We start from the raw sequence: 20,063 nt of genomic DNA on the forward strand, positions 1-20,063 counted from the left end.
CCTCCCCTCTTTGGCTCTATTCCACTTTTCTTCGCTCCGCTTCCTAATTTGTCTTTTTAAAATACAAAAAAGAAAAAAGAGAGACCGTATATCGTTGCCGCACCCCAAAGGTTAGAGTAAAAACCAACATGTAGGGGTCAATACTATCATCTTCCCTCCGTTTAACATTTATTACGCATAAATTTAGTATAATCATGTTTCCTTTTATTTCTTATCCTTGTGAATATGTAGGATGCACACGTGAGTAAAATGATTATTGCCACTATCATGTATTCATTGATTCCACTAGAATATAAACCGGCTGGAATAAGGGCCAAGATAAAAAAATAAATAAAGTTCCCAACGGCCGTACCTACTATAAATTTTTGCAATGTAATTGTACTTAATCCTGCAATAATATTAATGAGGCTGGTTGGTATAAAAGGAGTAACTCTAGCAACGAATATATATGAAATACCTTTATCTTCAATTCTTTGTAATTGTTCAGGAGAAATTTTCGACGAAAAACGATCAGTAAACAGATACCTAATGAAGATAAATATGATCATTGCCGCCAGAACACTGGTAATCCAGCTCCAGATAAAGCCTTTGAAAAATCCAAATACTGTAATGTTGATTGTAATTACGAGAATCAAGGGAATAATTGTAAAGGTATTCTGAATAATCATGATACACAGCATGAAAAAGTAGACATATAAAATAGAATCCAATAACGCTGTTTTTATATATTCGTGATCACCATTTATAATGGCCTCATAAAGTGTACTTTCCTGTATTTGAACAAAAAAGAATATAGCAAATAAGAGTAACAGAGCAATAAAGATTTTTCTACCATTCAAATGATTATAAATGTTTTTCTTCATCTCTCACCATCTTCTCTTTTGCCTTTTTCTTTCCAGTTTTCATTGGAAAGACAGCATATTACCCTATACCCTAAAATATAAACTTATAGACTATTTTAATCATACACCCCTTCCATATTCTTCAAAATTATCACAAAAACATTTCCCGGGTAATAAAAAAGAAAGCTCAAATGAGTACCTTTCTAATAGCTTATGATTGATGAGTCCACACTGATTTTGTATAGGCTATTTTCAATCCTGCTCTTTCCATATTATTTTGACTGATACTACCGAAACTCGCCTGACCAACTATTAACTTACAATTATTTCGTTTTGCCTCTATGATACGTCGTTGTATTAAAGCTCCCTGTACCCCTTTATTTCTATACTGTGGAATAGTTCCTGCTGCAGCTAAGTATGCCCCTCTCTCTCCCATGAATAGTACACCAATGCCTGCTGGTTCATCCTTATAATTAGCTAAATAAAATTTCCATCCAGACATACCATACAGTACTTCATTATTTTGGGCGATATTTTCTTTTAAAAACATCGGCATATTGAAGGCCTTTATATACAGCTCTGCAAATAAATCAAATTCGTTTGATTTAAACTCACGTATTGTAACAGATGAATTTTCATCTTCATCCATTAATATTTTTTGTGGGTCAGCATACAGATTAGCTAAAAAGTCAGTGTGAAAATAACCCAGGTTTGCAAGGGCCACATAGAGAGTCGAGGTTGCATGTGCAGGAGTCAATTCAAATCTCGCTGGGATACCTTTATCATTGTATAATTGGATCATTTCATTCAGTAAAGGAATATCTTGATCCATCATTCCTTTTATTTTGTTAAATGCTGGACCTGGGATATTTTGAGCAACAAAAGCTATTGCGTGACCGAACTTCCTTATTTCTATACCCATAGGATTATTTGTGATCTTTTCTATTCTTAATAATCTCGAATAGATTGCATTAGTGTCAACTTCTTCAATCCATTTTGCTAGTTCTTTAGTTACTACTTGCATCATAACTCCCCCCTCCTTTACATAAATTGTAAAATATATAGAAAATAAAACAAGGGACTTCCGTTTGGGATGTCCCTTAATCCTTTAATATATAGGCGACCTTTTTGATTGCTTCCTGCATTTTTTTACTATTTTTTAGATAAATCTGTTTTGCTTCATTGTCATCGGATGAAAGTGCTAATAATTCTAAATCTGCCTGGCATTTTTTCATCGTGGCATATAATAGGGGTCTTTCCTGAGGAGATGGAACCTGAATCTTATCGTCGAACAAATCGACTGTTAGTTCACCATATGTATTTACTTGTCCGATGAATACATTATCCAATGTCACATTCATTTTAGCTAATTCATTGTTCAGCCATACTTGACTTTTGCCAATTCGTATAAGTGGTTCAGGTAGGATTACTCCATCCATTATAACCGTTTGTGGCTCTCTTTCTTTTGGAACCTTCATGTTCAAGTCTTTTGCTGTTAATGGTCTGTTTTCTTTTTTCAAAAGTACATTCAATACTCCATTTGCCTCTAAAACAGCATAATCTACTTCTGAAATATCAAAAACACCTTTCTTACGTAACATTTCTAGTAATTCATCAGTAGTTACCTTCTCTTTCTTTAAATTACCTTCCAAAACTTTACCATCCTGCATTAAAACCGTACCATTGCCATCTACAAAATCACGTAACTTCTTGCTTTTTAGAGTGATTCGGCTTGATGCATAAGGAATAGCTGCTGTTGCAACAATCGCGATGATTCCTAGATGGATTTTTTGGTCCAGGCCTGTCACAACTTCAGCTCCAATATTCCCTATCGTTATTCCTGTGACATACTCAAACATGGATAACTGGGCTATTTGCTTTTTCCCGAGTATTTTGGTAATGAAGAATAAAATTAGTAAAAAAAGAACGGATCTTACTATGACATCTAACCATTCTGGCATTTCCAATACACATCCTCCGAATGATAAAGAGTTTAGCTTGTTAATATTTCGACTCTTTTTTTAATATCTGTAACAATCTCTCCAACAAGCAACATTGCCTGATGCAAATCCGCAGCAGTCTCTTTTTGTTCTGTATTTAACGCTAAAATTGATAGACTAGCTTCAATTCCTTCAAGATTTGCCAAGCATATCCTTACTGTTGCTTTAACAGTCATCTTTTCTACCTCCACTACATAAGGTAACTCCTCATTTATTTTAGTATGTGCTCTAATATTTCTTCTATACTGTCCTTAATGCAGATGGGCTTTATTAACCACTCCAATATCTATTAGTTCTTTGGGACTGCTTCCCGTATTATATCCATCTGTATTTAGCCCAAAAGCTTCGAGTATTGTCCGCGTATTTTAAGGCTGGCAAACACCTCTTTTTTGCTGGTTAGTTTATTAGCGAAATATAATAATGTATACTTTTCAAAAATAAAAAAAGAGTATATTTCGTTAGAATATACTCTTTACTTGCCGTTATTCATAAATATTATTTTTTGCTATTTCCTTTAGCCTATTGAGATCCTTAACAAAAAGTTTTCCGTTCGACCTACTGATTATATTCTCATTGCAAAGGGTTTTTATGACACGGTTTAAATGTCGATAGCTTGTTCCTACCATGTCCGCAATATCCTTTAAGCTTGAGCCTACAGCTTCTTCATGATAAACCGGACGCTCACCATCTGTAGTTGTTGATAATAAGAAACTAGCTAATCTCACTTCTACAGGATACAAAAGATTTAATGTTGCTGCATCAGTTTTAGCGCGAAATCTACGTGTAACCACATCTAGTAAAAATGACAGAAACCTTGCATCATTACCTACTGTATGTCTAATGGTTTGAAACGGTATTTTAAGCACCAGACAATCGGTACTAGCTTCAATCGTGTGAAGCACAAGCGTACCTTGTATATATTCAATATCACCAATGATCCCTAATGATTTTTGGAAGCGCAATATTAAACGTTTATCATCAGGCGTAATGGTGTATATTTTAACTTTTCCTTCAACGAGAAAATACATATCATTGATTTCATCGCCTTTAGAACAAATCAACTGTCCTTTTTTTATTTGCACAACATCAATATCATTTAAATCAATGCCAGAAAAAATCTCGCACATATCATATTTTTTTAGATACTTTAAAATGAACTTCTCTCTTTCAGCTTTTTGCATCAGATGTTTCACCTTCAATTATTTAACCTTCGTTTGTCAGTAATCTTCCCTATTCCATCACGAAATACGAGTAGAAGTATAGCTTTTAAATTTGCGTTGGTAAATATATAATCATTTCCAACCAAAATAAGAGTGACTTTTTCTACCAAAGTCACTCTACTTTAAATCTATCAAATTGTTATGCAATCAGTATATGCTCTTTAATCGTTTCGGTCACGCCTGATTGATTATTTGTTTTTGTTTCAAATCTGGCTGTATCCTTTATTTGATCATGGGCATTTCCCATCGCAAAGCTGTAATAAGCACTTTGCATCATTTCAAGATCATTTAAATAATCACCGAATACCATTGTTTCATTGGGGTCTATATTTAAAAGCTCTTGTACTCGCTTTATGGCAATACCTTTATTGGCACCCGCATTCATAATATCCATCCAAAAATATCCACCCATTGTTACTTGATAATTATTTTTATATGAAGTAAAGAAGGTTGCACTGTTTTGCTCAGCCCCTTTGAAATCAAGAAGGCTTACCTTTAAAATTTCATCTTCTACAAGCATCAAATCTTCCACCAACTCACATCGGGCATAATATTTATTTATTTCTGCCAAAGCCTCTGGTTCCGACCTTTCAATATAGGCTGCTTTTTTTCCACAAAGGACGATATGCACTCCCTCGATGGTTCTTGCTATATTCACAAATTTTTTTGCCTCTTCAATGTTTAGTGTATGAGAAAATAACTCTTTCCCTTTATATACAACATACGTTCCATTCTCAGCAATAAACAACATTTGTTCTTTTATATCATGAAACCTCTCTACGAGATTATAATATTGACGTCCACTGGCTGCTCCAAAAATAATCCCTTTCTTTTTTAATTTATCAAAAACTTCATAAAAGTCCTCAGGGAATTGATTATGATCATCTAAAAATGTGCCGTCCATATCTGTTGCTATTAATTTAATCATGTACTGCCCTCTCTCCTCGATGCTATTTATAATTTATTATAATTGACTTCTACCTGTTTTACATGATTCAAGGCATTCTCCATTCTTATAAAAATAAATAAACGGCCTCATTTTCAGAAAATTTTTATATTTATTTTGAAGCTTTTTTAGGACATATGTCCTTGTAAGCCAATATGTTATATAAGTATAATTCTTCAAGGCTGATGGTTAATTTTATTGCCATTGAGCAAAATGATTGTAAATAAATAAAAAGATTGAGAGGTTTTTTTAATGAGCATTATTCTCGGTATTCTCGGAATCGCATTGCTAATAGGAATTTCCTATTTATTTTCCAATGATAAAAAGAATATCAATTTTAAAGCTGTTGCCATCATGATTGGCTTCCAGTTAGTTCTAACTTTCTTATTACTAGGTACAACTGTCGGTTTAAAGGTAGTTGATGCAGTAGCTGGAGCGTTCAATAAGTTATTAAGTTACTCCCAGGAAGGTATCGAATTCGTAATTGGTGGATGGATTCCTGAAGGAGGTTCTCCATTCTTTGTAAATGTCTTAATGCCTGTTATTTTTACATCTGCATTATTATCTGTTCTTACACATTACAAAATTCTTCCTTATATTATCAAATATATTGGCGGACTTATTTCAAAAATCACTGGTTTACCTCAGGTAGAAAGTTTCAATGCAGTTAACTCTATCTTTTTCGGTCAATCAGAAGCAATTCTTGCAATTAAAAGTCAAATTGGCAAGTTAAATTCAAACAGACTATTTATTGTTTCAACATCAGCAATGGCAAGCGTATCTGCAGCGTTGATTGCATCCTATATGACCATGCTGCCTGCGAAATTTGTATTAATCGCTATTTTCCTTAATATGTTCAGTGCATTAATCATTACTTCCATCATGACACCAGTTAAAGCAACGAAGGAAGATACTGAAATCGATATTAACGATATGGTTCAAACAAAAAATGTATTTGAAGCCATTGGTGCCGGAGCATTAGACGGTGGAAAAGTAGTGGTAATTGTTGCTGTAATGCTAGTTGCATATTTAGCAATCCTAGGACTTTTAAATGGTATTGTTGGCGGAATTGTTGGAGTTGATTTAACTACAATTGTAGGATATCTCTTATCTCCAATCGCTTTCATTATGGGTATTCCAGCAAGCGAAATGATCACAGCTGGATCTGTAATGGGTACAAAATTGTTAGCAAACGAATTTGCTGCGATTTTACAATTCCAACCTTTAATGGCTGACATGTCTGAAAAAGCAGTTGCCGTTATTTCTACATTCTTAATTTCATTTGCAAACTTCTCTTCTATTGGTATCATTAGCGGATCTATCCAAGCGATCAATGGTGCAAAAGCAAAAGAAGTAAGCGCATTTGGTTTCAAACTATTCATCGTAGCTACAATGGCATCTATCTTGTCTGCTACAATTGTAGGATTATTTATTTAATAGTTACCTCGGATAGGATTCTTGGAGATAACCCAAGAATCCTATCTTTTTTTATTAAAATTAGCGATCCCTATTCCTACGATTTCTCCTAACTTGTACTTGTATATTTTCCCTTTAAAAATAGTAATGAAAAACCAAAGAAAGGTTACCCTAAGCTTAATCCACAAAAAGGAGTGAGTAATATGGGTAAAGACAGACAAGAAAAGAAGCTGAGAAACAGCAAGCGCGTTGAATCCGACCGTGATCAAGCACTACATAATAATGGTTCAACTCGTTTGGACACACCTGATGAAGCACGAAAAGACCAATAAATGAATTATTACTTTGGTTAAAGACAGTATTTTATCCTATTGACCTTAATGCCAGGAGGTGTCCCAATGTTTTATAATCTGATGAAAACCTTACATCTCGGGATTATTGGCGGTGCTCTTTATCTATTTGTAGAGTTACTATGGCGAGGACATACACATTGGACGATGGGTGTGCTCGGGGGCATTTGTTTCACTTTGTTCGGCTTGCTTACTCTAATTAAAATCCCCCTATATATGAAAGCTTTGGCAGGTACTCTTTTAGTGACCTTCCTAGAACTATGCGCCGGTCTTATTTTAAATATATGGCTCAAGCTTTCTATATGGGATTACAGTGCCCTTCCTTATAATCTCTATGGACAAATTTGTGTGCCATATGCTCTATTATGGTTGCCTTTATCAATAGCTGGAATCAGTCTGTATCCCCGTTTACACTCTTGGTTATTCCAGAAAAATCACTCAAACCTTCGCATAAATTAATAAAGGACCAATGAAATTCATTGGTCCCTCATCTAATCATCAATCGGAATTGTTCTTCCGTTATGATAGGCACATTAAGAGATTTTGCCTTTCTATATTTGACTGTCCCTACCCCTTTTGACCCCATTAATAAGTAATCTGTTTGGTTCGTAACCGCTCCCGCCAGTACTCCACCCGCTTGTTCAATTAATTTCCTGAAATCATACCTTCTTATTGAAAGTGTTCCAGTAATAACAACGGTCTTACCTTTTATTCCATGCTTTTGAGGCACTTGATGGAATACCGGTTTATGAATACAAACGCTATTTGTACAATATAGTTGCTCACCATCATTCTTTACTTTATTCCCACAATCAGGGCAATATTCAGGTAGTACAAAGCAAGTTTCTGTACCTGTCCGTTTTTCTATTTCCACACCAATAATAGTTTGTACATCCGACATTAAAACCTGGTCGCCAATTCGAATATCCATTAACTTGATTAAAGAGAATCCAGGCATCTGAAGAGAATAATAACGTTCTCCTGCTAAATCAATCGCTTTTATTCTGACAACAGGCTCAATCCTTCCAGATGAACTTACCTCAGGACAAATATCATCAACTGTTAAAATTGCTTCATCAGGTGAAAAAGGTAATATGAACCCTTCGTTGCAGTCATGTGAATCAGCAGAAAGTATTTGCAGACCTGATACGGAATAGCCTATCTCTTGACGGTGATATTCCATAAAAGTCTCGTAAAATAAATGAATTCCTTCAATACTATTTTCTATTTGCTCATAATAGACCACGTGAAATCCTTGATTCTTTAGAAACTCTAGCTGTTCAATCTCGTTATAACCACTGTCATTATCCAAGCCGAATAGATCAATAATATTTGAAACAATGACCCTTAGCTTTCTTTGCTCATAATCCATCTGCTGCTGGAGTATTTTTTTCGTTAAATCTTTATGATGTAAATACAAGCCATTTCGATTCAACTTTTCAAAATCCGAGAAAGTGTGAATGACATATGCCCTCACCTTTAATAATCCCTTAAACAAAATCTTGTCAGGGACATCCACACTGTTTCGAACCACTTGAGTTACATCCACTTCAAAATGGTTTTGATCAACCATGATTATCTTATTAAGAAGTCCGTTTTGATAGGTCATTTCTACTGTTAAACCATTGATGAGTAATTTGATAAGTAAAGGATTGCCAGCTTGCTTTAAGTATTCTTTAAGTCGTTGTTGGTATTTATCTGTATGAGTCATTGTCAGTTCCTTTATAAAATCCTATTAGACTTGTAAATTGTGTATCTATATTTTAACAGGTTGTTTGGCCATTTTATTTAAGGAAATTTTAACATCTATTAACTGCACCCATATTAAATTTTCTCTTATTACAAGTCTTCCAAGTCTCCTGATTAATATAAAGTAAATTCAATCGCACACTGGTACAGTCCTTACTGCTTTATAGATATACCTTATACCAAAAATTCATTTTTAGATGTATGATAGTTGTTATGACAATTTAGAAGAAGGATGTGGACTATGAAAAAGTGGATTGCAATTATCACCATACTCATACTAGCCATTCTGACTGCAGCCAGCTTCTACTTTTATAAAGTAGCCGTTAATCGTTCTGATAAGGATTTTCTAGATGATAATCCAGATTTAGATGTCTCAACCGACAACTCTCTACTGGAACAGGCACTTTCATGGATGAGCAAATCAAACTTTGAGACTGTATCAATTACTTCTATGGATGGTCTGAAATTAAGTGGCTATTATTTGGAAGCTAATGAACCAACCAATAAAACCGTTATTATTGCGCATGGATACGCAGGCAAGGCTAAGAATATGGCTGCATACGCAAAATATTATCATGAAACCTTAAATTATAATGTGCTTATGCCGGATGCGCGTGGACATGGTGCTAGCGAAGGGGATTATATTGGTTTTGGTTGGCCAGAGCGCAAGGATTATCTTCAATGGATTGATTATATGATCGATCGTAAAGGAGAAGATTCAAACATCGCCCTGCACGGTGTTTCGATGGGGGCATCTACTGTCTTAATGACAAGCGGCGAAGAGCTGCCAAATCAAGTAAAAGCCATTATTGCCGATTGCGGATATACGTCTGCCAAAGATGTTCTATCCTATCAATTGAAAAGAATGTATCATCTTCCAAGCTTCCCAATTATCCAAACTACTAGTTTGTTAACAAAAATCCGGGCAGGGTACTCTTTTGGAGAAGCTTCAGCCATTGAACAGGTGAAGAAAACAAACCTGCCTATTCTCTATTTTCATGGTGGGTCAGATACTTTTGTTCCAGTAGAAATGGTACATGAGCTTTATGAGGCTACTTCTTCTGAAAAAGATATCTATTTAGTACCGAAAGCAGAGCATGGCAATGCCTATGATATAAATCCAGCTTTATATGAAGAAAAGGTTAGCTCGTTTTTAACAAACTATATGCCAAACAAATAATAAAAGCCCTTGTCCTCCATTTCATCTGGAGAATAAGGGCTTTTCAAGTTTACTTCCGTTCTTTTCTTTTTCGAATATACCAAACAATACACAGGATAAATAGTACAAAGAGTATGACATAGATTACATTTGAGAAAGTGTCCATATAGTTTACAATCTCATGCCAATTTTCTCCCACACTTGCTCCCAGATTGACCAGGATGGTATTCCAGACAACTGTCCCTATTGTTGTAAACAAAATGAACAATGGAAAATTCATATTGGACATCCCTGCAGGTATAGAAATCAGGCTCCGAATTAAGGGAATTAGACGGCAAAATAAGACTGTCCAAATACCATACCTATCAAACCAGGCATCAGCCTTATAAATGTCCTCTTTTGTAAGACGAAGGACCTTCCCATATCGATCAATGATTTTTTCTAAACGACTGACATCAAGCAATCGGCCAATGAAATATAAGATGATTGCACCAGAAACCGAACCTATTGTAGATACCATTATGACACCAACTACCGTCAACTGAGTTTTATGTGTTAAAGCTCCTCCAAACGTTAAAATCACTTCAGACGGAATAGGAGGAAATACATTTTCTAAGGCAATCAGGAAAAACACACCCCAATAACCAAATTGATTCATCAAGTCCATTATCCAAGACTCCAATTGGACCATCCTTTCTATGTATCAGTTATATGTTATGACCAATCAGAAATACCTTTAAAGCACTATCATAATATTCCTTCTTTGGACAATCATAGTAATCTTCATTATACAATATCAACATAAAGCAAGGAGAAAGTAAAATAAATACCCTTAGCCTCTCCTATGATATAGGCTAGGAAGAAAAACATATAGATGTATATTTCCAAATTACTGCTGGTGTCTTTCCTTCTAGTACACCAACTCAGCAGATATCAACCGATAAAATTTATGCAACCTATGAACAAATCTCGATGCGTATAGACTTACTTTCTTTCCTGACTTGTCGATCTCATCTATGGAAGATTAAAGAGTAGCGATCTTGCTGCTAAGGGGACATGATAATTATGTTTTTAATTCTATTATTTATTGGTGTCCTTCTTTTTCTATGACTGTTTATGTATAGATTGTTGTATGTAATATATAACGAAATATCTTTAAATTGGTTTCAAAAATCTATTGAAGTAATGTTTTTAATACTATATTATATTAAAATAATAATTTCCAAGTTACACGGAGGACTAAATTATGCTTAAAAATCCAATCCTATGGACAAGTATCACTGCCATATTTACTGTTCTAGTTTATATTGATACTTTTTTTCTTGGCGTATTTTTATTCACTATTCCTATGGCAGTGGTAGTTGCTATTATTTCAACAATTATATCTGTACTACAAAAAAAATATAAATACATATTCTATAACTTAGTTTTAGCTATAATTGCATGTTTGTGTTATCTCATATTTCCGTGGTAGTAATTACTTTTCAAAAGGATGCCTATTTGGGTGTCCTTTTTTAGTTGGCTAGTTTCCATAAAAATGTCTTATTAATACGTTCACTCATTACTTAATATTCCTATATTCCATTACCATTTCTTCAACATTTGATACTTAAACTTTTTTTAAAATCTAAATATCTTTTATTACCAATCTTCTTTACTGCATCCTCTTGATTGCACCTTTTTAAATACTCTTTTCATATTTATTAAATTCTTCGGTGGATCCCACTAATTTGAATTGACAGTCCTGATAAAACTGGTTAAGTTTGGGGTTGCATGAGACACAATCAAGTCTTAAATACAAATATTGGCCTGAAAACTCCGCTTCAATCCACCGAATTATTTCACTTCCCATTCTCTGACCTCTATATTGATTATTTACAGCAAGGCGATGTAAATATAAGGAACTATCCTCTTGATTCCCCCATAAATCTAGATCCCATTCACTTTGAACAGATGATAAAGTAAACGTTCCTATCAAATTATGATCATACTTGACTACATAAGTCTCATTGTTAAGAATAGCACGCTCTATATCCAGATCCTCCCCTCCAGACAACAAATAAGACCATTGGTCAATTTCTTCTGATTTAAGCCAGGAGGCAACCCCTTTTAATAATTGGATAATCTCCATGGTTTCTGATTCTTTGGCTAATCGAATTTGAAGTTCCATCTATCGCTTACTCCTTTGCGAATTTAATAAATCTGGTTACAGGTTAATAGACAGGGTACAGCTTTTATTCAGGGACAAACTCCCTGTGAATCACTTTTGAAAACACTTCTATTTTAATCCTTATATAATTAGTGAGTTTATATCTTAATCTTACGATTGAATAGAAACGTGGATTACTACCTATGTCTTTTTATAATACCTCAAAAATACTTGTCCGATATTATTGGACGGACTTCCTTCACTACACGATTATATGCTAAAGGAGATAGAAAAATGAGCTTTAAGGAAATCAATACAGTCATATTGTCCGTAAATAATTTCAAAAAATAAAACCAGCCGCACAAAAAACACAGCTGGTTTTCCTCTATCTATGACTGGACTTCCGTTGTCCTTTCACGCCACACAAATGAAATCAGCAAGCTAATTCCCAATAATATAGCCGCAAACATATATGGGTAGATGAGATCAATATCAAATAAAATCCCGCCAATTGCCGGTCCGATAATATTCCCAACACTCGTGAATGCTGAGTTCATACCACTGACAAATCCTTGATCTTTTCCGGCTATACGAGATAGATAAGTCGTTATTGCCGGTCTGATTAAGTCAAAAGCAAGGAATACCATAAACGTTACCGCCAACACGCTCCAATAAGCAGATGCTCTTGTTAAAAGGAATGCAAAAACAGCTCCTACCAGTAAACATATCTTAACCAGCCATATTTCCCCGATTACTCTTGTAATTCGCTCGAATAAAAATACTTGTGCGATGACTCCTAATATGGCACTAACCGTAATGAGCATGGCTATATCTTTAGCAGTGAAGCCATACTTTTGATCAACGAATAAGCTATACATAGATTCAAAGGTTGATAGACCAAGTGAAGCTGATAAGATAATTAAGAACGGAATAAGGTAAATAATTGTAAATAGTTTATGATATCCTTTCTTGCCAGGAGCTTCTTTTGAAGAATTCGTCTCTACTGTGCGCTCAGGTTCCTTCAACATTAAAATGGAGAAGATTCCCGCGAATATCCCTAATCCAGCGGCGAAATAAAAAGGCACTCGCGTACCTATATCCGCTAAGAATCCACCAATTCCCGGCCCAATGATAAAGCCTGTATTAATTGCTGCTGACAAATACCCCAATGCTCTTGGACGTTCCTTCATCGTGGTAATATCTGCGATAAATGCTGTTACTGCAGGCATAATAAATGCCGCACTAACTCCACCTAAAATTCTGGACAGGAACAGTACCCATACCTGTTCTCCCAAACCGAATATCAACTCTGATATGCCAAATAAAAACATACCGATTATAATCATACGCTTACGTCCGTATAAATCTACCCATTTTCCTGCAAATGGTGAGAAAATGAGTTGTGCGACCGCAAACGCTGAAACGAGGTAGCCCATAATCGTGCCATCGAGGTTAAGTTCTCGCATAAGTGTAGGCATAACTGGTATTACAAGGCCAATCCCTAAAAATGCAATAAACATATTACTTAATAAAAGGATAAGTACTTTATTCTGATTCTTGCTGCCTGACATCGTTTTACTCCTTTTCTTGTATACTAGTTTATAATTCCTACTAATAAAAATAAACCCTATAGTTACTATAGGGTCAAGTAGATTTTATTCGTACTTTCAATTCAACGATAAAATCATCTTCATTGACTGCCGTATCGGTAAAAGGCATATACAACTCATAGACGATTTTTTCAGTTGGTATTTTTCTGTTTATAATATAAGAATAAAGCGTCTCATAAGAGGATTCATATACTCCTTCTGCTGAATGGAAGGCAATACATACGTATTCACCAGCAGGTAATTCACCAATCTCCATATATTTATTTGAGACCGTGATTTCCTCGTCTGTGAGAACTGGTGTAAAGATAGATGTATATTGCCAATCTAGCATAGAATCATATTTTTTTAATGGATACGTCGCACAATAGACACTATCAAATACCGTCCCATGGTCTTCTAATACTTTCATTAAATGGCCATATTCTTTTACTGGTATGGCAGTGGCGGATGAAGGTACCTGATTATATGTAAGGATACGCTGTTTATCATATTTTTTTATATACACTTTTTCTAATTGATCAGGAGAGGGTTGATTTAGTATTTGCTTCTTCTTATAACGCAGAATGGCCTTAACATCCTCCAGCCGACGCAGCTGCTGCTCAATTTTACTTTCCTGCGCATCTAAAAATTCAGCCATCTCCCCCGCTGATAACTGTAATACAGATTTTATCTCACTCAACGGGACTCCGACATGCTTCAGTGATTTAATGATATCCAAATAAAACAGCTGCGTATTGCTATAATATCGATATTGGTTATCAGGATCGGTATAGGAAGGTTTAAATAAGCCTATCTTATCGTAAAACCGAAGTGTTTGAACGGATGTATTTGTAAGCTTTGACACTTCACCAATCAAAAAATATTGTTTCTCCATTTCTGACTCCTTATTGTCTCTTTCGTGCAATTAGATATACTTCATTATAGACTATCAAAGACCGTTTATAAGCCAAAATAAAACTGATTCTAAACGAATCAATGCGATCCCGCTCGAATCACCTTAAATTTTTAATCCGTTCAAACTCCAGTCCCAAAAGCTTCTCTTTTATATCCAGTCCTCCCCCATAACCGACCAATTTCCCAGTAGCACCGATGACACGGTGGCATGGAACGATAATGAAAATCGGATTCTTATTATTTGCCATCCCTACTGCTCGAGAAGCACTAGGATTCCCTATCCTCTCTGCCACCTGTTTATAGCTTCTCGTTTCTCCATAAGGAATCTGCAACAATTCCTGCCATACACTCTGTTGAAATGGAGTACCACGAGGGTTCAAGTTTAGCGTAAATTGCTCCCGCTCCCCTTTAAAATATTCCTCTAGTTGCTTGGCGGTTTCTTTGATTAACTGTGTTTCCTTCTCCTCAGCTTCTATTGGCTTTTCGCCTAAAAACACATCTGTAATCCCGATTCCATCTTCTGCGATTCCTACTTTACCTAATAGCGTCGTATAATAATAGACATATTTATTCCCCACCTAAAATTTCCTCCTTTGTTTCATCATTCTGTTCATTATTATCTAAAATACCTAATAAATGAGTCATACTCATTATCTAAAGTAAAACCATTATTTTTATACAGTCTTCGCGCTTGTTCATTGTCAGGTGCTGTTTGAAGGGATAATGATTTTGCCCCCGTTTCCATGCATAAGTTAATAGCTGCATCCATTAACAGCTGTCCAATTCCCTCTCGTCTTGCTTCTTGTATAACATACAAATCATTAAGTATCCAAGTTCGTTTCATGGCAATAGAGGAGAACGACGGGTAAAGCTGTATAAATCCCACATACCTTTTATGATTCACAGCCACAAAAATAATTGAATCCCTCTTTTCTAAGCGCTCACTAATAAAAGTCATTGCACCATCAAAATCACTTGGTTGATGATAAAATTCTCGATACGAATTAAATAATTGGCTAACCCCTTCACGATTCTTTAGAGCGGCCTGATAAATTTCCACCTATTTTATCCTCCTCTTGATTAATTAGTGATTGGAAAATCCATTGCACAGCATCCTTTAAATCTTCAGCAATATACTCTATTGTCATTCCCTTAATTTTTTTCTGATGTTCCAATAATGTTGCATGTCCTGATCCCGTTTTTACAAGTATTTTCAAACAATTTGCCTGTTTAGCTGCTGCCATATCACTCCATCTATCCCCAATCACAATGCAATTTTCTAAGTTTAATAGATGTTTAGAAGCAGCCTTCAATAACATTCCTATCCCTGGCTTTCTGCACTTACATCCATCTTCCGGAGAATGAGGACATATTAAAGTATTATCGAAACCAAAGCCTTTTAACTCATCGATAAAATCTTGCTCGGTTGCCATTCCTCTAGAAATTCCTGGCTGATTTGTAAATGAGAAAATTTTTATATTATTTTCTTTAATCTGCTCGATACAAGAATGCGTAAAGGGAAAACACTCAAATTTACCCGGATAATGAATCGTATCATCTCCACCTATTGTTCCGTTCTATATATCAATTACAAAATCCTTTTATATAAAAAAACAGGAAGCAAACTGCTTCCTGCATCGTCTCTATTCTTTCACTCTCAACAATCTTAAACTATTTAATGTCACGATTAACGTCGCACCCATATCAGCAAAGATGGCAATCCATAATGTTAACCAGCCTGGAATGACTAATAATAGGGCAATCGCTTTAATTGCCAATGAGAAGGTGATGTTTTGTTTGATGATGGTCAGCGCCTTACGACTTAACTTAATTGTATATGGCAATTTACTTAAATCATCAGACATTAAAGCTATATCAGCTGTTTCCAAGGCTGTGTCTGTTCCAGCACCGCCCATGGCAACTCCAAGATTAGCTGCAGCCAGCGCAGGAGCATCATTAATTCCATCTCCAATCATAGCTACACGCAAATTACTTTTACGGAGATTTTTAATATAGTTTAATTTATCCTCTGGTAGTAAGTCAGCCTTTATATCTGAAACACCAACTTCATGACCAATTGCTGCTGCTGTTCCTTCATTATCTCCTGTGAGCATAATCGTTTTTTGTATTCCAATTTGATGAAGCTTCTTAATAACTTCTTTAGAGGATTCCCTCACTTCATCAGCCACTGCAATAATTGCTAATATTGCTTTTTCTGTACCAAGAATCATCATAGTCTTACCTTGTGTTTGAAGTGACTGGATCTGATTCCTTTGCTCTGTTTTAATCTGATCCATTAACAAATCTTCAAATAAGTGCAAGCTTCCTACAAAATACGTTTCTTTATTAACACTGGCCTTTATTCCCTTACCTGTAATGGATTGAAATTCATCCACGATTATATCTTTATAACTCAGATCCATCTCTTCAGCTTTTTTTGTTACCGCTGAGGCCAATGGATGCTGTGAACCATTTTCTATTGCTGCAGCAATCATGAATAACTCATTTTTATTTTCAGCAAAGGCGATATAATCTGTTACAGTAGGGATACCTTTTGTAAGGGTACCTGTTTTATCGAAGGCTATTGCATTTAAATGGCCAGCTTCTTCGAGATGAATACCACCTTTAATCAAAACACCATTTTTAGCCGCATTCCCTATGGCTGTTACAATAGCAACCGGCGTAGATACGACCAAAGCACACGGACAGCCTACCACTAAAGCAGCCAACCCTTGATAAATCCAAGCACTCCACTCCGCACCGAAAAATAATGGAGGTACAATGGCAATTAAGAACGCAACCACGATGATCACAGGGGTGTAATACTTTGCAAATTTATCTACAAAAGCTTGTGATGGAGCTTTTTCCGCTTGAGCCTCTTCTACTAAATGAATGATTTTAGCTAATGTTGTATCTTCTACCCGTTTTGTTACCTTTACTTCAAGCAGTCCTTCTTCATTTAATGTACCGGCATACACATCATCATCGATGGTTTTAAAAACCGGAACACTTTCGCCCGTAATGGCTGCCTGATTTAAAGTTGACGTTCCTTTAACCACTTTACCGTCCATTGCTATTTTTTGTCCCGGCTTTACGATCATGACGTCACCGATCACAATATTTTCGACACCCACCATAATTTCATGATGCCCACGTCTAATCAAGGCTTCTTTCGGAGCAATATCCATTAAGGATTCAATCGATTGTCGCGCTTTATCCATTGAATAACGCTCCAATGCTTCACTAATGGCAAAAAGGACAACTACTGTGGCTCCTTCACCCCACTCTCCAATCAACGCTGCACCAATAATAGCAATAGTCATCAACGTATTCATATCAAAGGTTAATTTCCCTAAATTTTTCAGGCCGTTAATAAAAAGGGTATAACCACCTATTAAAATCGCTGCTCCATATCCAATTGTAGGAATTATCTGATCTTCACCATATATCTGGCCTAAAAACCAGCTAATCACTATTAATATAGCTGAGATATAAACTTTGTAGGTTTCTTTCTGTTTCCAAAACGGAGTCTTTTCGATTTTTTTCTCTTTTTCATCTCGTATTTTTAAATGCTCAAAAGCACCCGCTTTTTCTATATCTTCAATTGTAGCTGAGCCTTGCACATAAATCTTGGATGCTCCGAAATTCACCTTAGCTTCTTTGACTCCATCTAGATTTTTTACATTGTTCTCAAATATATTGGCACAATTAGCACAACTCAACCCTTCAATCCGGTATGTTTTTTGATCTGTTTTTACATGTTGATTCATTTCATTTCACCTCTTTCTTGTGCGTTAAGGCAATCATGATGATTTGTTTAATATGTTCATCATCCAATGAATATAGAGCTAATTTTCCCTCTTTACGATATTTAACAATGTCTTGTTTATAAAGGGTCCTTAGATGGTGAGAGGCAGTCGCAACTGATGAACCGATTATATTCGCTATATCACAAACACATAGCTCTTCATCCTGGCATAAAGCATATGCAATTTTCGCTCTATTTTCATCAGCTAACGCTTTGAATAATTGAGCAACGCTGGATAAATCTTCTCTTTGTATATCTGTCCTTATGCGTTCAACCTTAGTTTGATCAAACCCGTATACATCACATGTATCCTTTTTACTCATTATTTCACCCTCTTCATTCAAACCTTCGTTTGATTATATTATATATCCCTTCTACTTATCATTCAAATATATGTTTGAATATTGAAAAAGGTTTGGGTTATTTTATTATTTGAGCAAAAGTCTAATTCCTTTTTTCTCGCAGGTATAACTAATCTTATAAGGTTGTTTTCTAACCTTCCTACTTTCCCAATGATTTTGATTTGATGGTAAAATGAAATATAGGAATTTACTGGAATTTCAACAAAGAATAGAGATGAGGTTGATGGACTGTTGGCAAGGTGTACACACTGTAATTTTAAGTGGAAAGTTAAAGACATTTGGTCACTCGGCTTTACTAAGCAAGGAAAGGATTGTCCAAGGTGCAAAAAAGCAATATGTATCTTTTAAAGATAGAGGTTTTATATTGGGGTTGGGTTATTTAAGCGGAACAATTGCTATACTAATTATTATTTTTTTCTTTTTTTTATTAAATTAAGCAATCAGGATGAAACCATATTTTAATTGGCGACCGATGGAGTTCTGCTGCTTTTAAGTCCGAGATGAATTCGTGCTAAGTGATATCTACAAAAAAGACTGTCGACATTGTCGGCAGCCTCTAAATTGAACTAAGTAAATCTTTATTGTACAAAAAAATTAATATTACAATTCAATCGGTTCATTTTGAATTTCACGGTTCCACCGCATCCTCATATTCGGATAAGCAATTCCGCATAAAATAATAATTACACCTACCCATTGTGCTCCAGTTACTACTTCATTAAGCACAAGAGCAGACATTAATACAGCCATAGGCAATTCTGAAGCACTTAAGATGGTCCCGAGCCCACTTCCTATCTTAGGCATACCTATATTAAAGAATATAGGAGGAATTAAGGAAGCACATAAACCTGCAACTATACTATATATAAATAAGCCATCCATCAATGTACCATTTAGAAGGAATACTGGCGGGAATACGATTAAAATGAGTAACGCTGCCCCCGTTGTCATAAATGCACTCTTATAAATAGGATGAATTTCGATATTGCTGCGTCCACTTACTACAATGAAAGAGGCAAATGATGTCGCAGATAGGAGTCCCCAAACTATACCCACTAATGAAACTTCGCCATTACTTGCCAAGATACCTGATGCAAGAATAGATCCTAATAAAATGATCACAGTGGCAATAATATTTTTCTTACCAGGAGCCTTTTTATCGAAAATATATTGTAATACAAAACTAATCCATGTAAATTGCAAAAGCAAAATGATGGCAAACGATGCATCTACATAAGTCAGCGATTTATTATAAAAGATTCCCGTCAGTCCCATTGGGAAGCCACTTATTAATAAAATTATTATTTGCTTACCTGACAGCTTAACCTTAGGTACAAATAATGCTACAATCCACAGCATAACAGCACCCAACAAATACTGACTACCTGTAATTTCCCCCTGAGTAAACCCTTCCCCATAGGCAAGTTTCACAAAAGTAGAAACCACCCCATACGAACAACCACCTAAAAAAACAAGTAAAGCATATCTCCAAATCCCCATAAAAACCTCCTAAAAATAAAAAGCTGAAACGGCTCGCTCAGAAACGAGGAGCATAAGA

At 35.4% G+C, this 20,063-nt stretch carries 21 protein-coding genes and 1 pseudogene; 5 read left to right on the forward strand and 17 right to left on the reverse strand.

Annotated features, from left to right (window positions below; translation table 11 throughout):
- Positions 1-161: 161 nt before the first annotated feature.
- The 6 genes from AC4D4B_RS03360 to AC4D4B_RS03385 form a co-directional block, all read right to left on the reverse strand.
- Positions 162-863 carry a TVP38/TMEM64 family protein gene (locus AC4D4B_RS03360; protein ID WP_490995622.1) on the reverse strand — a complete coding sequence of 234 codons (702 nt, stop codon included), beginning with the start codon at positions 861-863 and terminating at the stop codon, positions 162-164.
- Between the two features lie 190 nt (positions 864-1,053).
- Positions 1,054-1,869 carry a GNAT family N-acetyltransferase gene (locus tag AC4D4B_RS03365; protein ID WP_490999173.1) on the reverse strand — a complete coding sequence of 272 codons (816 nt, stop codon included), beginning with the start codon at positions 1,867-1,869 and terminating at the stop codon, positions 1,054-1,056.
- 73 nt (positions 1,870-1,942) lie between these two features.
- Positions 1,943-2,803, reverse strand: coding sequence for a DUF421 domain-containing protein (locus AC4D4B_RS03370; RefSeq protein WP_490995685.1), 861 nt, complete (start codon positions 2,801-2,803; stop codon positions 1,943-1,945).
- A 32-nt stretch (positions 2,804-2,835) separates the two neighbouring features.
- Positions 2,836-3,033, reverse strand: a complete 198-nt coding sequence (locus AC4D4B_RS03375) for a DUF1657 domain-containing protein (protein WP_490995624.1) — start codon at positions 3,031-3,033, stop codon at positions 2,836-2,838.
- A 291-nt stretch (positions 3,034-3,324) separates the two neighbouring features.
- Entirely contained in the window at positions 3,325-4,023 is a 699-nt protein-coding gene (locus AC4D4B_RS03380) for a Crp/Fnr family transcriptional regulator (RefSeq protein ID WP_490999174.1), read from the reverse strand.
- Positions 4,024-4,201: 178 nt separating this feature from the next.
- Positions 4,202-4,990, reverse strand: a complete 789-nt coding sequence (locus AC4D4B_RS03385; protein WP_490995626.1) for an HAD family hydrolase — start codon at positions 4,988-4,990, stop codon at positions 4,202-4,204.
- Between the two features lie 270 nt (positions 4,991-5,260).
- Between AC4D4B_RS03385 and AC4D4B_RS03390 the strand changes: the two genes are divergently transcribed.
- The 3 genes from AC4D4B_RS03390 to AC4D4B_RS03400 all read left to right on the forward strand — a co-directional run bounded on the left by AC4D4B_RS03390 (position 5,261) and on the right by AC4D4B_RS03400 (position 7,233).
- Positions 5,261-6,445, forward strand: a complete 1,185-nt coding sequence (locus tag AC4D4B_RS03390; RefSeq protein ID WP_066102060.1) for a NupC/NupG family nucleoside CNT transporter — start codon at positions 5,261-5,263, stop codon at positions 6,443-6,445.
- 182 nt (positions 6,446-6,627) lie between these two features.
- Positions 6,628-6,756, forward strand: a complete 129-nt coding sequence (locus tag AC4D4B_RS03395) for a YpzI family protein (RefSeq protein WP_490995627.1) — start codon at positions 6,628-6,630, stop codon at positions 6,754-6,756.
- 66 nt (positions 6,757-6,822) lie between these two features.
- Positions 6,823-7,233: a putative ABC transporter permease gene (locus tag AC4D4B_RS03400; RefSeq protein ID WP_490995628.1), complete on the forward strand. Its 411-nt coding sequence runs from the start codon at positions 6,823-6,825 to the stop codon at positions 7,231-7,233.
- Positions 7,234-7,261: 28 nt separating this feature from the next.
- Here AC4D4B_RS03400 and AC4D4B_RS03405 read toward each other — a convergent pair whose 3' ends face one another.
- Positions 7,262-8,485: a BRCT domain-containing protein gene (locus AC4D4B_RS03405; protein WP_490999175.1), complete on the reverse strand. Its 1,224-nt coding sequence runs from the start codon at positions 8,483-8,485 to the stop codon at positions 7,262-7,264.
- Between the two features lie 279 nt (positions 8,486-8,764).
- On the opposite strand from AC4D4B_RS03405, the gene AC4D4B_RS03410 reads away from it, so the two are divergent.
- Positions 8,765-9,703 (forward strand): alpha/beta hydrolase, encoded by a 939-nt coding sequence (locus tag AC4D4B_RS03410; protein ID WP_490995630.1) that lies wholly within the window; start codon positions 8,765-8,767, stop codon positions 9,701-9,703.
- Positions 9,704-9,752: 49 nt separating this feature from the next.
- Here the strand turns inward: AC4D4B_RS03410 and AC4D4B_RS03415 are convergent, their stop codons facing one another.
- From AC4D4B_RS03415 to AC4D4B_RS03455, 9 genes are all read right to left on the reverse strand, one after another.
- Positions 9,753-10,364: a DedA family protein gene (locus AC4D4B_RS03415; protein ID WP_490995631.1), complete on the reverse strand. Its 612-nt coding sequence runs from the start codon at positions 10,362-10,364 to the stop codon at positions 9,753-9,755.
- 999 nt (positions 10,365-11,363) lie between these two features.
- Positions 11,364-11,852: a GNAT family N-acetyltransferase gene (locus tag AC4D4B_RS03420; protein WP_490995632.1), complete on the reverse strand. Its 489-nt coding sequence runs from the start codon at positions 11,850-11,852 to the stop codon at positions 11,364-11,366.
- Positions 11,853-12,220: 368 nt separating this feature from the next.
- Entirely contained in the window at positions 12,221-13,402 is a 1,182-nt protein-coding gene (locus tag AC4D4B_RS03425; protein WP_490995633.1) for an MFS transporter, read from the reverse strand.
- A 73-nt stretch (positions 13,403-13,475) separates the two neighbouring features.
- A complete protein-coding gene (locus tag AC4D4B_RS03430) occupies positions 13,476-14,315 on the reverse strand; it encodes a MerR family transcriptional regulator (RefSeq protein WP_490999176.1) in 840 nt (279 codons plus the stop codon).
- 118 nt (positions 14,316-14,433) lie between these two features.
- A complete protein-coding gene (locus AC4D4B_RS03435) occupies positions 14,434-14,913 on the reverse strand; it encodes a methylated-DNA--[protein]-cysteine S-methyltransferase (RefSeq protein WP_490999177.1) in 480 nt (159 codons plus the stop codon).
- Between the two features lie 38 nt (positions 14,914-14,951).
- Complete coding sequence (locus AC4D4B_RS03440) at positions 14,952-15,395, reverse strand: GNAT family N-acetyltransferase (RefSeq protein ID WP_490999178.1); 444 nt, start codon at positions 15,393-15,395, stop codon at positions 14,952-14,954.
- On the reverse strand, positions 15,361-15,903 hold the full coding sequence (locus tag AC4D4B_RS03445) for an HAD-IIIA family hydrolase (protein ID WP_490999225.1): 543 nt from the start codon (positions 15,901-15,903) through the stop codon (positions 15,361-15,363). The genes AC4D4B_RS03440 and AC4D4B_RS03445 overlap by 35 nt, the downstream gene beginning before the upstream one ends.
- Positions 15,904-15,978: 75 nt before the next feature.
- Positions 15,979-18,105, reverse strand: a complete 2,127-nt coding sequence (locus AC4D4B_RS03450; RefSeq protein ID WP_490999179.1) for a heavy metal translocating P-type ATPase — start codon at positions 18,103-18,105, stop codon at positions 15,979-15,981.
- Between the two features lies 1 nt (position 18,106).
- Positions 18,107-18,466, reverse strand: coding sequence for an ArsR/SmtB family transcription factor (locus AC4D4B_RS03455; protein ID WP_490999180.1), 360 nt, complete (start codon positions 18,464-18,466; stop codon positions 18,107-18,109).
- Positions 18,467-18,736: 270 nt separating this feature from the next.
- Between AC4D4B_RS03455 and AC4D4B_RS03460 the strand changes: the two are divergent.
- Positions 18,737-18,941 (forward strand): annotated as a pseudogene (locus AC4D4B_RS03460) (hypothetical protein).
- Between the two features lie 164 nt (positions 18,942-19,105).
- Here AC4D4B_RS03460 and AC4D4B_RS03465 read toward each other — a convergent pair.
- Positions 19,106-20,005 carry an EamA family transporter gene (locus tag AC4D4B_RS03465; protein ID WP_490999181.1) on the reverse strand — a complete coding sequence of 300 codons (900 nt, stop codon included), beginning with the start codon at positions 20,003-20,005 and terminating at the stop codon, positions 19,106-19,108.
- Positions 20,006-20,063 lie beyond the last annotated feature (58 nt).

Source organism: Pradoshia sp. Z6_59 (assembly GCF_058267515.1).